The 14,519-nt window shown below is 36.4% G+C and carries 11 protein-coding genes; 9 read left to right on the top strand and 2 right to left on the bottom strand.

Annotation, left to right across the window (positions count from 1 at the left end):
* The gene (locus PQ474_RS18025; RefSeq protein WP_273846164.1) at positions 1–834 is read left to right on the top strand and encodes an ion transporter; all 834 of its coding nucleotides are present in this window, start codon (positions 1–3) and stop codon (positions 832–834) included.
* A 61-nt stretch (positions 835–895) separates the two neighbouring features.
* Here the strand turns inward: PQ474_RS18025 and PQ474_RS18020 are convergent, their stop codons facing one another.
* Positions 896–1,255 carry a hypothetical protein gene (locus PQ474_RS18020; protein ID WP_273846162.1) on the bottom strand — a complete coding sequence of 120 codons (360 nt, stop codon included), beginning with the start codon at positions 1,253–1,255 and terminating at the stop codon, positions 896–898.
* Between the two features lie 394 nt (positions 1,256–1,649).
* Here PQ474_RS18020 and PQ474_RS18015 point away from each other — a divergent pair, with 394 nt between their 5' ends.
* Positions 1,650–3,326 (top strand): ATP-binding protein, encoded by a 1,677-nt coding sequence (locus PQ474_RS18015; RefSeq protein WP_273846159.1) that lies wholly within the window; start codon positions 1,650–1,652, stop codon positions 3,324–3,326.
* Positions 3,327–3,432: 106 nt separating this feature from the next.
* Here PQ474_RS18015 and PQ474_RS18010 read toward each other — a convergent pair whose 3' ends face one another.
* Positions 3,433–3,987: a glycerol-3-phosphate acyltransferase gene (locus PQ474_RS18010; protein ID WP_273846157.1), complete on the bottom strand. Its 555-nt coding sequence runs from the start codon at positions 3,985–3,987 to the stop codon at positions 3,433–3,435.
* A 490-nt stretch (positions 3,988–4,477) separates the two neighbouring features.
* On the opposite strand from PQ474_RS18010, the gene PQ474_RS18005 reads away from it, so the two are divergent.
* The 7 genes from PQ474_RS18005 to PQ474_RS17975 all read left to right on the top strand — a co-directional run bounded on the left by PQ474_RS18005 (position 4,478) and on the right by PQ474_RS17975 (position 14,445).
* Entirely contained in the window at positions 4,478–5,491 is a 1,014-nt protein-coding gene (locus PQ474_RS18005; RefSeq protein WP_273846155.1) for a sugar-binding protein, read from the top strand.
* Complete coding sequence (locus tag PQ474_RS18000) at positions 5,484–6,935, top strand: sensor histidine kinase (RefSeq protein ID WP_273846153.1); 1,452 nt, start codon at positions 5,484–5,486, stop codon at positions 6,933–6,935. The genes PQ474_RS18005 and PQ474_RS18000 overlap by 8 nt, the downstream gene beginning before the upstream one ends.
* On the top strand, positions 6,929–8,500 hold the full coding sequence (locus PQ474_RS17995; RefSeq protein ID WP_273846151.1) for a response regulator transcription factor: 1,572 nt from the start codon (positions 6,929–6,931) through the stop codon (positions 8,498–8,500). The genes PQ474_RS18000 and PQ474_RS17995 overlap by 7 nt, the downstream gene beginning before the upstream one ends.
* A gap of 163 nt (positions 8,501–8,663) precedes the next feature.
* The gene (locus tag PQ474_RS17990; protein ID WP_273846148.1) at positions 8,664–9,971 is read left to right on the top strand and encodes an ABC transporter substrate-binding protein; all 1,308 of its coding nucleotides are present in this window, start codon (positions 8,664–8,666) and stop codon (positions 9,969–9,971) included.
* Between the two features lie 66 nt (positions 9,972–10,037).
* Positions 10,038–11,033: a carbohydrate ABC transporter permease gene (locus PQ474_RS17985; RefSeq protein WP_273846144.1), complete on the top strand. Its 996-nt coding sequence runs from the start codon at positions 10,038–10,040 to the stop codon at positions 11,031–11,033.
* A complete protein-coding gene (locus PQ474_RS17980; RefSeq protein WP_273846140.1) occupies positions 11,033–11,854 on the top strand; it encodes a carbohydrate ABC transporter permease in 822 nt (273 codons plus the stop codon). Before PQ474_RS17985 ends, PQ474_RS17980 begins: the two co-directional genes overlap by 1 nt.
* Before the next feature lie 191 nt (positions 11,855–12,045).
* A complete protein-coding gene (locus PQ474_RS17975) occupies positions 12,046–14,445 on the top strand; it encodes a beta-glucosidase (protein ID WP_273846135.1) in 2,400 nt (799 codons plus the stop codon).
* The last annotated feature ends 74 nt before the right edge of the window (positions 14,446–14,519 follow it).

The raw sequence follows: 14,519 nt of genomic DNA, 5'->3' as shown, positions 1-14,519 counted from the left end.
GTGGGAGAGACAATGGAATTAAATAGAAAAGAAGAAGTGAATAATCAAAGCTCCTTAAGAGAGATGTTTAGACAGTTAGTGGAGCATAAATATTTTCAGCCGATTGTGATAGGAATGATCCTATTCAACGGTCTTATTATCGTATCCGAGACGTATGTAACTGGTAATAGTTTACTGCTAGCCATAGATAAAATCATTGTTTGGATTTTTGTAATCGAGCTACTTATTAAAGTCATTGGTCTCGGTTTCAGAGGATATTTCTCTGATAGATGGAATATGTTTGATTTTGGCATTGTCATAGGTAGTTTATTATTTTACTCAACGCCTTTCGTTAGCGTGTTGAGGTTAATAAGGGTATTGCGTTTAATAAGGATGATTCCAGCGATTCCGGCATTACGGAAAATTATAGACTCATTGATGAAATCCATTCCAGCGTTAACGGGGATTCTAGGGCTATCGATTTTGATTTTCTCGATTTATGCGATTATAGGAACAACCTTTTTTAGTGAGGTTCTTCCGTATGAGTTCTTTGGGAGTTTTCATACTGCGCTCTTTACTTTGCTGCAGGTCGTAACGTTTGAATCGTGGGCTAGCCAAGTAGCAAGACCGGTTATTCATGAGATACCGTGGGCTTGGGCCTACTTTGTCTCCTTTATCATCATCGGAGCATTGGTTATTTTAAACCTTGTTGTTGCCGTCATTTTAAGCTATTTGGGCCAGGATGACGAAGCGATTCAAAAGGAACAGATGAATCGATTACACAAAGAAAATCAAGAACTAAAGAGAGATATTCAAGAAATTAAACAACTGATTCTAGAGGGAAGAAATAATTAAACCACATAAGAGGTGTCTGACCCGCTTTAAAGCACTCAGTGGGTCAGACACCTTTTTTACATTACTCACTTATTAACTCGTATTCCTCTTCTAAATCAAACCCAAAGCCATCATATAAATATTTCAGTACATCCATAAGACTTAACCACGTAGTATCTGAGGTGATGATTTTTTTATTTCTATAGCATACTACACGGTAAGGCTCGTGCTTATATTCTTGGTATGTGTAGATAAAGTAAATATGGTTATATTTTAATCCTAGTTCCTTTACTTTCACTTTGGAAATTGGATGTTCAACCAGTGCAATAAAAAAATCATCATCGTTTCTCTTTAAAACTTGAAGGCCATCTAATCGCTCTATGATACCTACATGATATTCAATTCCTTGCCAAACTACTTTCCAATTGTCTTTTAAAAACACCGCTTTCACTCCTAAAATGGCTATACTATACCTTTTTTCTTACTTTTACCCGAATTTTAAGGTAGTCAAACCTTCATACAAAGAAAAATTTAGTACATGGAAGATGTTGTTTTTTATAGAGAGAAAAGAGTGGGCGATGTAGATAAGAATAATTGAATTCATAGTGAAAAAAAAAGAAAATGTAGGAAATGACATGGTATGATGAAAGGAAGGATTTAGTTAAGCCGTGATTTACGATTGGATGGAGTAAAGAGTAGACGTGAAGAAAATAATTTTGAGATAAAACCATTCCACATCCCTCCATCTTATACACAAATAAAGTTGAAAAGGTAAAGGCATTATAGGTTTTATGGAGATGAACATTATAGTATTCATATGAGAGGGATGGGATGAAATGAAACAGAACATCATACAACTAACCAAAATGATACAAGTCTCAAATCAGGGTCATATCTTATATGTTTACGATGAAGCTGAGAGTTATATAGAGAATGCCGTTTCTTTTATTGTTACGGGTATGGAACAGGGGCACCATCTTTTAATCATTGATAATAAGGCAAATTACAAACTCATTTATCAGAGACTTCAGGAAGTATTATCGATTAGAGAAATAGATCTTATTCAATATGTTGATAATTATGAATTCTATTGTTTATTTGAAGATTTTCAAAGTGAGAGTATTGTAAAGCACTTCACTATGCTTTTAGAACCATTACGAGATCAAGAAATTCCCATTCGAACTTGGTCAAATGTTGTATGGAAAGAACAAGATGATATTATTTCCAAACTCGAGGAATTTGAAAATAGGGCAGATCATTGCGTGCGTGAAGCTAAACTAATATCTGTTTGTGCTTATAATGGCCATCAGATCTCAGCTTCCTTGCAAAATAGGTTATTAGGGAATCATGAATACTTTATGACTGATGGTTCATTGGTCAAATCCAGTCTCTATCAAAAAAGAGAGGTCATCCCTCCGTTCAAGTATGGAAAGGAAGAACATCAAAAAATGGAGGGGGAGTTAAAAGCAACTAAGCATCAACTCCAATCCTTTATTCAACAAAATTTAGACCCTATTTTGATTTTTGATAGAGATGATAAGTTAATTACCGTAAACAAGGCGTTTGAGGATGTTTTTGGCTGGTTCAAAAATGAAGTATTAGGTTTGAATGCCAACGACATACCGTCAATTCCAGAAGAGAAAAGGTATGAAGTGAATCGTAATAGAAGTTTAGGCGCATTAGGTGTAAATGTCGATGGGTATGAGACGGTTAGAATTACCAAGGATGGTCGTAACCTTCATGTACTCTTATCGAGCTTTTCATTGTTGGACAAAGAGGGCAAATTTAATGGACGAGCGGTTATCGTTCGCGATATCACGGAGAGTAAACAGGCTCAAGACTTATTAATTAAGACGGAGAAACTATCGATTGCTGGTGAATTGGCTGCGGGTATTGCCCATGAAATACGCAATCCGATCACTTCGGTTAAAGGGTTTCTTCAACTTTTACACTCTGATCATTTTGAAGAAAAAAAGAAGTATTACGACATCATCAAATCAGAGATAGATCGGATTGAATTAATTTTGACTGAACTTTTAATGCTCTCCAAACCACAAGTCACTCATTTTGAGACAAAGGATATTTTGATCGTCATTAAGGATGTCATTACGTTATTGGATGCGCAAGCTCATTTGAACAATGTACAAATCAACACGCAATTTGATTCAAATGAGATCCTAGTCAGGTGTGAAGAGAATCAATTTAAGCAGGTGTGCATCAATATGATTAAAAATGCGATTGAGTCCATGCCGAGTGGAGGAGAATTACTAATAAAAGCTCAGAGTAACATGAAAGATGAGATTGTCATTAGCTTTATTGATCAAGGAATAGGGATATCCAAATCTATCTTGTCTAAGCTTGGACAACCTTTCTATACAACTAAAGAAAAAGGAACAGGTCTCGGATTCATGGTAAGCAAAAAAATAATAGAAAATCACAATGGTTCGATTGTAATATCAAGTGAAGAACATAAAGGAACGATTATTGACGTGTATCTACCTATTCCTAAGTAAGGTTCTTAAGGAGTTGCTAGGTTTCTGGAAGCTATAAGGAAAAACTTCCCCCCGTGCATTCGTGCACGGGGGGAAGTCTTTATACAAATCATTTAATGAAACATCCTTACTTCACTCGAGCCCAAACAAAATTCTCCTGATGTTTTAATAACATAAATAAAATAATAAGAAAAACCGATAGGACAGCAATGATTTCGCCATACCAAACATATTGATAAGGAATTAATAGAATAGCGCCAATACCCGCGAGTAAGCTATATTTCTTAAATAGTAAAGCTAGCAACCATAAGAAACCTAAAACGAATAAAGCGATCGGCTCTGTTGCTAGGAAAATCCCTAAACTAGTCGCAATCCCTTTTCCACCGGTGAAATTTAAGAACATAGACTTCAAGTTCCCAATAATCACACACAAGCCGATAAACATGGTTTGACCCACACTGAAATATTGTGAAGCATACGTTACCATTAAGAACGCTTTCCCCATGTCTCCAATTAAGACAAGGATCGCCATTTTTTTCCCTAAATTTAAATAAACATTGCTTGCTCCTATATTTTTCGTTCCAATCGCTTGAATATCTATCCCCTTCAATCGAGAGACGATCTTTCCAGTAGGTACAGAACCGATCATATATGCAATCATACAGAAGATTAGAAATGTCATAGATTCTACCCCTTTAAAAAACGATATATAAATTATTAATGATTTCTCTACTAATTCTAGTATAAACCATGACAGCGATATCGGATATAACCATTATTAAGGAGAAAGACTTAGAGTTTAAGGATATATAAGTCTGCACCTTTAATCTATAAGATTGAAACTCTTACTTAAAAGTCAGTTTAGAAGTTTTTTTAATGTTTGGAAAAAGTTGCTTATCTATATATCGTATAGTAATATATAAGAAAGCGTGTACATATCGGGTTGTTACTGTTAAATCGGCAAAACTGACTACTTGTTACAAGTATGGTTTTGTCTCTTTTTGATGGAGTTGTAAAAATAGGTCGATCTCTATACTAAGAGGACTGAATATTCAATCAATACTTCCGTTCGTCCTACTTGCTTTCATTCATAACAGAAATCGAACTATAAATCGTATCATAAAAGAGTTCCTCCTAACTTCATACATAAAATGGTAAAAGGGGAGAATTGAATGTATCGTCATTTAAAGCTCTATCTATTCATAGTTGGTGTGCTTACAACGATCACATTATTTATTTTTATAAGTATGTCTATTTCGAAATTATTTACAATAGACAATGAATTAATGCAGCAGACACAAGAAAAATTGCCTAGCTATCATTTTGTATTAATAAGTGAAGAGGTAGATAACGATTATTGGAGATTAGTTGAAAAAGGGGCAAGGGAAGCAGAGAAATATTATGATGTATATGTTGAATACAAAGGTCCAAAACGATCGAATTTGAAAGAACATATTAAGCTTGTGGAAATGGCTGTTGCTTCAAAGGTAGATGGGATTATTACACAGGCTTTAAGTGAGGAAGATTTTTCTCCTATTATTAATGATGCTGTAAAGAAAGGGATCCCCGTTATAACGATCGACACGGATGCTCCTACAAGCGACCGAGCTGCATACATAGGGACGGATAACTATTATTCTGGCATTCTAGCTGGTAAGACAATCATTGAAGATACTGTAGGAAAAGTAAATGTTGGGATTATCACAGGGAACTTTGATTCAGAACATCAAAAGCTAAGGGTGCAAGGGTTTATGGATATGATAAAAGATGTAGACAGGATTAATGTAGTAGCGATCGAAGAATCAAATATTTCACGACTAGAGGCTGAACAAAAAGCCTATCAATTATTAAAACAACATGAGGAAATTAACGCTTTTTATGGTACTAGCGCTTTAGACGGTAGTGGGATTGTGGCTGCCATTCATAAAACGAAAAAAAATGATTTGTACGTCATTGCGTTTGATACGCTCGTAGAAACAGTTGAATTACTGGAAAAGGATGAAATTCAGGCTATTGTAGCCCAGGAACCATTTGAAATGGGATTTAAAAGTGTTGAAATTTTAATGGAGGAGATCCACTTTCAACCTAAATCAACTGTGAATCACACCAATACGACCATTATTCGTAAAAAAGATTTAACCAATATCGAGCGAGAGATGCAAGTGATTGGTGATACATATGATTAAGATTAGAACGAAATTATTGATTTATTTTGTTACTTTATTATTCATTACGATAACGGTTACATTCTCTTTGTATCAAAATAATAGAAACACAGTAAATGCGTATGATGAGAATTTTAGACGATTCTTACTGTTAAATGAAATTACTCAAACAACGAATGCTATCTATGAAAAATTAACGCTTTATATCATTGAAGATTCACCAGACTTATTATTAGATTACAAAAAAAATGTCGAGAAGTTGCATTCTCTACAAGCCCAACTCGAACCTCTTAAACAAGACTCCAATAATAGTATTCAAATTAAAAATTATGAGAATATGCTTACGAGCTTGTTGGAACAATCTGAGCGAACATTATTAAGCTTTGAATTAGGGAGTGTAGAACTCTATTATGTAAATTTATTTGAAACGGAGAGAATCTCCACTTACATCCATGAGACAACTTTGTCTCTAATCAATGAGGAGTTAACAGACTACCACCAATTTTATGAGAAAATGGTTGAAAAGCAGCGCTTGACCAACTATATGGGGGTTGCCATCTTAATTGCAAGTCTTATTGTTAGCTCGTTATTTGCCGTTTGGTTCTCAACCGGTATTACGAAATCTATATCTAAACTAAATACAGCTGCTAATGAAATTTCGAGAGGGAATTTTAATGGAAAAGCGGTTCAGGTATCTTCTAAAGATGAGCTATGGTTCCTAGCTAAAACATTTAATGATATGAGAGGGAACATCCGACAGTTAGTGGAGGAAATTAAGGAGAATTCAAAATTAAATCAAGCCCTTAGGGAAATGGAATTGAGAAGTCTCCAAAATCAGATTAACCCTCATTTTTTATTTAATACATTGAATGCCATTTTAAAAACATCTTATTTAGAAGGTGCTGAGCGAACTGGAAATTTAATCAGTTCTGTCTCAACGTTACTTCGCTATAATCTTGGGAACTTAGATAAGACGATGATGTTAGAAGAGGAAGTCAAGATTGTTAAGGAATACTTTTACATTCAAAAGACACGATTTGGTGACCGTGTATCCTTTAAGGTCAATTGTCAGGATGTAGATATGGATTTTCCAATACCTTGTTTAACCCTTCAACCTATCGTTGAAAATGCTTTTGTTCATGGGATAGAAGAAATGGAAGAAGGGGCTCACATTTCTTTAAATATATATATGCAGGATGAACATTTGATCGTTGATATCTGTGATAACGGTATAGGGATGGACGAAAAGACAAGAAAGAGTTTATTAACAGATGAGAATAAAGAAAGCCCTTCCATTGAAAAAAAGACAGGACATTCAACTGGAATCGGCTTAAAAAATGTAAGAAGAAGATTGGAAATTTTCTATCAGAACAACGATGTAATGGATATTAGATCAGGCATAGGAGAAGGTACGGTTATTAGGTTGAAATTGCCAATTCATTTCAAGGGGGAGAAGCAATGCTAAAGGTATTGATCGTTGATGATGAAGTAATCGAACGTGAAGGTCTAAAGTTCATTATAGGGAAAGAAAGACCCAATATTCATATCGTTGGTGAGGCGGGAAATGGAAGAAAGGCGATTGAACTTGCTACTAGTTTAAAGCCTGACATCGTACTTATGGATATAAAAATGCCTGGTATCGACGGGGTTGAGGCAGTAAAAAGAATTCAAGCGGAACACCCTCTAATCAAATTTATTATGGTTTCAGCCTTTAATACGTTTGATTATGCACAGGAAGTAATGCGATATGGCGTAAAAGAATACTTATTAAAACCAAGTAAAAAAAATGATATTTTAGCAGCTCTAGATCGTATGGTAAAAGAAATTGAGGAGCTACAACAAGAGGAAGACGAAAAATTAAAGATGACGAATCGATTGGAGCGAATCTCTTCTTTTGTCCAAACAGAGTCCATTGTTTATTTATTAATGGACCATATTCAAGAATTTAGTATTTCTGAATGGAGTGAATGGCTAAATATTGAAGGGAAAGATGGATATGCTTTGACGTTCTCATTTGAACATCGAGAAAGGGAAATGAGTAAATCACAGAAATTAGAATGGTACAATCACCTTAAAAATATCATTCAAGTAGAAATGAACAATAGTCTAGTAGGGCCGATGATGGGTCTGCATGTCCCTGTTTTTATGTTAGTAGATAAAAGAACAGACGATACGAAAGAAATTGACCGGACCGTTTTAAACATCATTCATAAGTTTAAATACCTTAAGCAGAAGTGCCGCCTAATAGCAGGAGTAGGATCCATCGTTAAAGAACTAGATCAATTTTCGAAGTCTTACGAAGAGGCATTATTGGCTTTAGAATTTGTTTTGAGTACGAAGTCAGCAAACTACATGATCTATGATGACCGGATCAAAAAAAATAGAGAGCAGTTAATCCCGTTCGAGCAAGAAAAGAAATTACTAGAAGCTATCAAAAATGGCAACAAAGATGAGGCTCTACGTTTGTTTGAGCAATACTTTTATACGATCGTTGAGGCGACCTATGCTCATGTAGGAAAGGTCAAAGTGAGTGTTAGGGATTTATTTATTGTGATTTCACGAATGATGATTGAAATAGGCATTCATTTACCTGTCCAACAGGAATTTAATTCTTTTACAACGTTGAATCAAGTGAAGGAGTTTGCTAAGCTCCAATTGGTTTCACTCATTAAAGAAATAAAAGAATGGCGTCAGAATGATGTAAAAGGTCTTATGTTACAAGCAAAAGAATATATTGATAGAAACTATAATAAGGTCGTAACACTTGATGATACAGCCGATTTTGTGGGTCTAAGTCCATTTTATTTTAGCAAGTTGTTTAAAGACCGATTTCAAATGACGTTTATCGATTACTTAACACAATTAAGAATGGACAGAGCCGTGGAGTTATTAAATGACCAAACGATGAGTCTAAAGGAAATTTCAGCAGAAATTGGGTATAGAGATCCGAATTATTTCAGTCGTGTTTATAAAAAAGCAACAGGAGAAAGTCCTAGCGCCTACAGAGCAAAGCAATTTAATATTACATAAAAAAGGAACCTCAACTATTTGATTAGTTGAGGTTCCTTTTTTATGAAGAAAACAAAATAGTGCAGAAGATGACAAAAGAGTACAGATGAAAGCGGTTACCTAACTGAGGAACGCATGATAAATTTAAGTTGTAAGGTAGATATCTAAAAAAGGGGAGAAGACAATGAAAAAGAAATGGCTGTTGCGTTTTTCGGCTCTAGCACTATCTCTTTTAACCGTTACGGCTTGTGGTGCTGATGAAAGTACTTCTGAACCAACAAAAGAGCAAGAGGGAGAACAAACGCCTCAAGCATCATCAGATGGAGAAGTTGTTGAGATTTTTAGTTGGTGGACTGGTGCAGGAGAAGAAGATGGTTTACTTGCATTAATCGATTTATTTGAAGAACAGTACCCTGATATAACAGTTGAAAATGCAGCTGTTGCTGGTGGTGCAGGAACAAATGCAAAAGCTGTATTAACTAGTCGTATCCAAGGAAATGATCCACCAGGAACATTCCAGGTTCATGGTGGTGCAGAGTTGAATGATTCGTGGGTAGCCGCAGGACAAATGGAGCCTATCAATGATCTTTATGAGCAAGAAGGCTGGATGGATAAGTTCCCTCAAGATTTAATTGAACTTGTAAGTAAAGATGGAGATATTTATTCGGTACCAGTAAATATCCATAGATCCAATGTACTTTGGTACAATACGGCTATTTTTGAAGAGCATGGATTGGAAGTACCTACTACATTTGATGAATTCTTCGCAGTAGCTGAAGAATTACAGTCCAAAGGTGTTACTCCACTTGCTCTTGGGGACCGTGAACCTTGGACCGCGTCACATCTTTTAGAGAACGTTTTGCTAGGTGTTTTAGGAGCAGATAATTACAGTGCATTATGGACTGGTGAACGATCGTTTGATGATCCTTCTGTCGTAGAGGCTGTTGAGATCTTTGGTGAAATGCTTAACTATGTTAACGAAGATCATAGTTCACGTAACTGGCAGGATGCAGCGCAATTAGTTGCTAATGGTGAAGCTGCTATGAATGTAATGGGGGACTGGGCAAAAGGTTATTTCGTGAATGATTTAAATTTAACAGTAAAAGAAGATTTTGGCTGGGTTCCAACTCCAGGCACAGAAGGTTCATTTATGGTTATAACTGATACATTTGGCTTACCTAAAGGTGTAAGTAACCCAGAAACAGTCAAGCAATTCTTAGCGGTTCTAGGATCTGTTGATGGCCAAGATGCGTTCAATCCACTTAAAGGTTCGATTCCAGCACGTGTAGATGCTGATTTATCAAAATATGATGTATATGGTCAAGAAACGATTGAAGATTTTAACAATGGTGAGTTAGCACCTAGTTTAGCACATGGTTCGGCAGCCTCTGAGGGAGTTGTGACACAATTTAACCAAGCTATTAATATTTTTGTTACACAAAGAGACGTGAATCAATTTGTTGATTCTGTAAAAATGGCAATCGAGAGATAGTTAAAAAGGAGAAAAGAGGAGGAGATCACTCTTCCTCTTTTCTTATAAGAAAAGGGGTAAATCAAAATGGAACCATTGAAACAGTTTGAGACGAAACAAACAAGTGTCGTTCCAAATCCAAAGGTAGTGCCAGATCCAAAACCTAAAAGGAAAAAGAAATTAAATATCGATCAAATATATGCCCTACTGTTTATCACACCCTCTATTCTTTTAATAGGCATTTTCGTCTACGGCTTTATCGGCTGGACTGGATATGTGTCGTTTAGTAATTGGAATTCATTAGTTCCTGATTTATCATTTGCTGGTTTAAAAAACTATGCCTTCATCTTTCAAGATTTTCGTTTTCAAGCTGACATCAGAAATACGATATTCTTTACGATCTTATTTATATGTGCTGTTATCTTAATAGGACAAACGTTGGCTATTTTACTTGATCAAAAGTTGAAGCAAGAATCGCTGTTCCGCAACATCTTTTTCTTCCCAATGGCTTTGTCGTTTGTCGTAACAGGTGTTGTTTGGCAATGGTTATTACACCCATCTACGGGTATAAACCTATTTTTATCTAAATTTGGGATGGATTCAAAATGGTATACAGATACAACGATTGTTCCAGCTTTGAATATGGGCAAGATTGAATTTGGACTCCCGATGGCTATGATTGCAGTTGTCATTGCTGCTGTCTGGCAGATGTCAGGCTTTTCCACTGCGATGTATTTAGCTGGGTTAAGGGCAATACCAGATGAGGTACGTGAGGCAGCGAGGATGGACGGGGCTACAGAATTTCAGATTTATCGTAAAATTATCCTACCTTTATTAACACCGATTACCATGAGTGTCATTATTATTATGGCTCATATTTCGTTGAAAATATTTGATTTAATTTATGCGATGACTGGTCCAGGGGCGAACTTTGTAACTGATGTACCAGGGGTGTATATGTTTGAAACAACATTCCGAGCTAATTATTATGGGAACGGAGCGGCAATTGCGATTATCATGCTAGTCTCTGTAGCCATCTTCATTGTGCCATATTTAATTTCGAGTAGAAAGGGTGTATCGTAATGGTCGCTAAATCCTTATATCGCCCTATGTTATATATGATTCTCATAGCTTTAAGTTTGCTCTTTTTAATGCCGGTGTACGTCATGTTTATTACGAGCATTAAGCCAATTGATGAAGTAACTCTAGCGCAAATGTGGGCACTGCCGAGTTCGATTGATTGGAGTAGCTATGTCCATGCGTTTTCTAGGTTATCTCCCAATCTACTAAATACGATTTATCTTGTTATACCAGCTACGATATTATCGGCATTATTAGGGTCTTTAAACGGATATGTCCTCTCAAAATGGAAGTTTAAGGGTTCAGATTGGATATTTACAGCCATTTTGTTTGGAATGTTTATTCCCTATCAAAGTATCTTAATCCCTCTTATTCAATTTTTAAGAGAAGTAAACTTGTATAATACCATTCCCGGTCTGATTTTTGTGCATGTTGTGTATGGTTTGCCAATTACCACACTCATGTTTCGTAACTTTTACGCTAATATTCCGGATGAAATGTTAGAGTCAGGGAAGGTAGATGGAGCTGGATTTCTTCGTCTCTATCGACATATCGTATTTCCATTATCGATCACTGGATTTGTTGTCGTTGGAATTTGGCAGTTCACCAATATTTGGAACGAATTCTTGTTTGCGGTTTCGATCACAACTACAAGCCAGCAGCCTGTTATGGTTGCCTTGCAAAATCTTTCAGGTAGTCAAATTGTTCAGTGGAATGTACAGATGGCTGGTGCTTTGTTAGCGGCATTACCAACTTTATTAGTTTATATTATTCTTGGGAAGTATTTTGTAAAAGGACTATTAGCTGGTTCTGTGAAAGGATAGTATTGGAAGAAGAACTCCGAAGTTTTCGGGGTTTTTTTTACGTTTCTTAAGAAAAACAATAAAATGCTAGAAAACACAAAAAAGTGAATATTTTGAAAGTGTGTACTCGAGAAAAATCTAGTATGCTTAAATTGTTATCGCTTACATTGGTTATTTTAAAGGAAATAATAAATTTGAGAGGGGTAGAGTTTATGTTGAAAAAGTGGAAAAAAAAGAAAAGGAAACTACTGGCAATTGCGTTAGCATCAGGGTTAATGTTAAGTGGGGTTAATATTGATTTGGCACTTGCTTCCAATGCAAATTCGAATAGCCCTGCAACCGTTACCCAGCAAGGAGTAGAGCAACAACAAGTGCCTCAATTAGTAGATGCTGCCTCCATTGATGCGGTTATTGCGGCAATGACACTACAGGAAAAAGCTGCGATGGTAGTAGGAGCCAATACGGTTTCCATTGATCCCGTTAATGGAGAAATTATTGGAGGGCAATCAAGAAAAGTTCCTGGAGCTGCAGGGCAAACACAGTCTATCCCGCGCCTAGGTATTCCAGCCATTGTGTTAGCAGATGGACCAATGGGTGTTCGAATTGATCCAACAAGACCAGGAACTGACCAAACGTTTCATGCTACGAAATTCCCATCCCCAAATGTACTTGCTTCAACGTGGGATACAGAGTTAGTAAATGATGTAGGGGTCGCCACTGCAGATGAACTAAAAGCATACGGCATCGACCTTCTTCTAGCTCCAGGAATGAATATTCAAAGTTATTTATTGAATGGCAGAAACTATGAATATTTTTCAGAAGATCCTCTAGTAACAGGAATTATGACAGCTGAATTCGTGAACGGTGTTCAAGACAACGGAGTTGGAACAACGATCAAGCATTTTGCAGCTTATAATCAAAGAGAATTAAATAACGGAAATATGAATGTTAGTCAAAGGGCTTTGAGAGAAATCTACTTAAAAGGCTTTGAGATAGCTGTTAAAGAGTCCGATCCTTGGGCGATTATGGATTCCTATAATGCGATTAATGGTACGTATGCAACGGAAAATAAAGACCTGTTAACAAGCGTGTTAAGAGAAGACTGGGGATTTAATGGGTTTGCGATGACGGATTGGGAAAATGGAAACAATAGAGACATTGTAAAACAGATTATGGCAGGTACAAATTTGTTTATGCCAGGTAACTTGGATCAGGTTAATCGGATAATGGATGCAGTTAAAGACGGAAATCTAAATGAAAAGTATCTCGATCGCAATATCAAAGAAATTCTTAACATCGTTGTGCAAACTCCTACATTCAAAGGACATGTAGCAACGAACTCACCAGATTTAGAAGCAGGTGCAAAACTTGCACGTCAAGCAGCGGCTGATGGTATGGTCCTTCTCAAAAATGAAGCTAAGGCATTACCATTAAAAGGTGATATGAGCGTTTCATTATTTGGCACTCCAAACATTGAAACAATGACGGGAGGACGAGGTAGTGCCCTTGTATACGCACCGTATCAAATTGGCATTCCTGAAGGGTTACAAAATTCAGGTTTAATGATTAATGAAGAGTTGTTAGCTAAATACGAAACGTATGTAGAAGAACTAAGAGCCACGGATGAATACAAACAAACACCTGGTAACTTCTTCGTTTCAACCTTCCCAACACTTCCTGAAATGGATGTCACGGAGGAGGCGGTTGCAGCAGCTGAAAACACGGATGTAGGGATTATCGTTCTATCAACAGAATTTGGTACTTATGGATCTGACCGTTCAAAGAATGATTTCTACTTATCAGAATCTAAACTAAAAATGATTGAGGATGTATCAGCGGCTTATCGAGAACAAGGAAAACCTGTTATTGCTATTCTTAATGTCGAAGGACCACTTGAAACAGCAAGCTGGGAAGATAAGGTTGATGGAATTGTTCTTGGATGGCAGCCGGGTCAAGAATTAGGAAATGCAGTAGCTGACGTCCTAACGGGTAAAGTTAACCCATCAGGGAAGCTTCCGCAAACGTTCCCAGTTGATTATGCAGAGCTTCCTTATGCAGACCGTTATCCTGGTGTAAATAATGAATTTACGTATGAAGAAGATATTTATGTCGGGTATCGCTATAATACAACTTTTGGCTTGGAGCCAGCTTATGAATTTGGTTACGGCTTGTCTTATACCACGTTTGATTACGACAAAGTTAGAGTAAATCGTAATGGTCAATTCAAGGATAGGATTACAGTATTTGCAACTGTCGAAAATACCGGAGAGGTTGCTGGTCGAGAAGCTGTTCAAGTATATGTTTCAGCACCAGATGGGAAGCTTGAAAAACCAGAATTAGAATTGAAGGCATTTACGAAGACAAAAGAGTTAGAACCAGGTAAAAAAGAGAATCTGAAATTTGATTTGGATTTAAAGGATATCGCTTCTTTTGATGAAGAGAAATCAGCCTGGATCGTTGAAAAAGGAACGTATGAAGTCCTTGTAGGTGCTTCTTCAACAGATATCAGGGGGACAGCTTCATTTAAAATCGAAAAAGATATGGTAGTTGAAACGGTCAATGATGTTTTAGCGCCACAAATCGAGATCGATAGACTTTCTAAACTGAATTAATCTTAATCAGCTCTATAGCATAATAACAGGTTGGGAAACACCGTTTTATCTGTGTACCATTTATTTATAAGAAA

The sequence above is a fragment of the Halalkalibacter alkalisediminis genome (assembly GCF_028610705.1).
GTDB lineage: Bacteria > Bacillota > Bacilli > Bacillales > Bacillaceae_D > Halalkalibacter > Halalkalibacter alkalisediminis.
This window is presented reverse-complemented; position numbering and strand designations above follow the sequence as displayed.

Bases quoted from the DNA above. Each gene is read 5' to 3' on its own strand.
- PQ474_RS18015 (WP_273846159.1), top strand. From the start codon at position 1,650: ATGAAACAGAACATCATACAACTAACCAAAATGATACAAGTCTCAAAT.
- PQ474_RS18010 (WP_273846157.1), bottom strand. From the start codon at position 3,987: ATGACATTTCTAATCTTCTGTATGATTGCATATATGATCGGTTCTGTA.
- PQ474_RS18005 (WP_273846155.1), top strand. From the start codon at position 4,478: ATGTATCGTCATTTAAAGCTCTATCTATTCATAGTTGGTGTGCTTACA.
- PQ474_RS18000 (WP_273846153.1), top strand. From the start codon at position 5,484: ATGATTAAGATTAGAACGAAATTATTGATTTATTTTGTTACTTTATTA.
- PQ474_RS17995 (WP_273846151.1), top strand. From the start codon at position 6,929: ATGCTAAAGGTATTGATCGTTGATGATGAAGTAATCGAACGTGAAGGT.
- PQ474_RS17990 (WP_273846148.1), top strand. From the start codon at position 8,664: ATGAAAAAGAAATGGCTGTTGCGTTTTTCGGCTCTAGCACTATCTCTT.
- PQ474_RS17985 (WP_273846144.1), top strand. From the start codon at position 10,038: ATGGAACCATTGAAACAGTTTGAGACGAAACAAACAAGTGTCGTTCCA.
- PQ474_RS17980 (WP_273846140.1), top strand. From the start codon at position 11,033: ATGGTCGCTAAATCCTTATATCGCCCTATGTTATATATGATTCTCATA.
- PQ474_RS17975 (WP_273846135.1), top strand. From the start codon at position 12,046: ATGTTGAAAAAGTGGAAAAAAAAGAAAAGGAAACTACTGGCAATTGCG.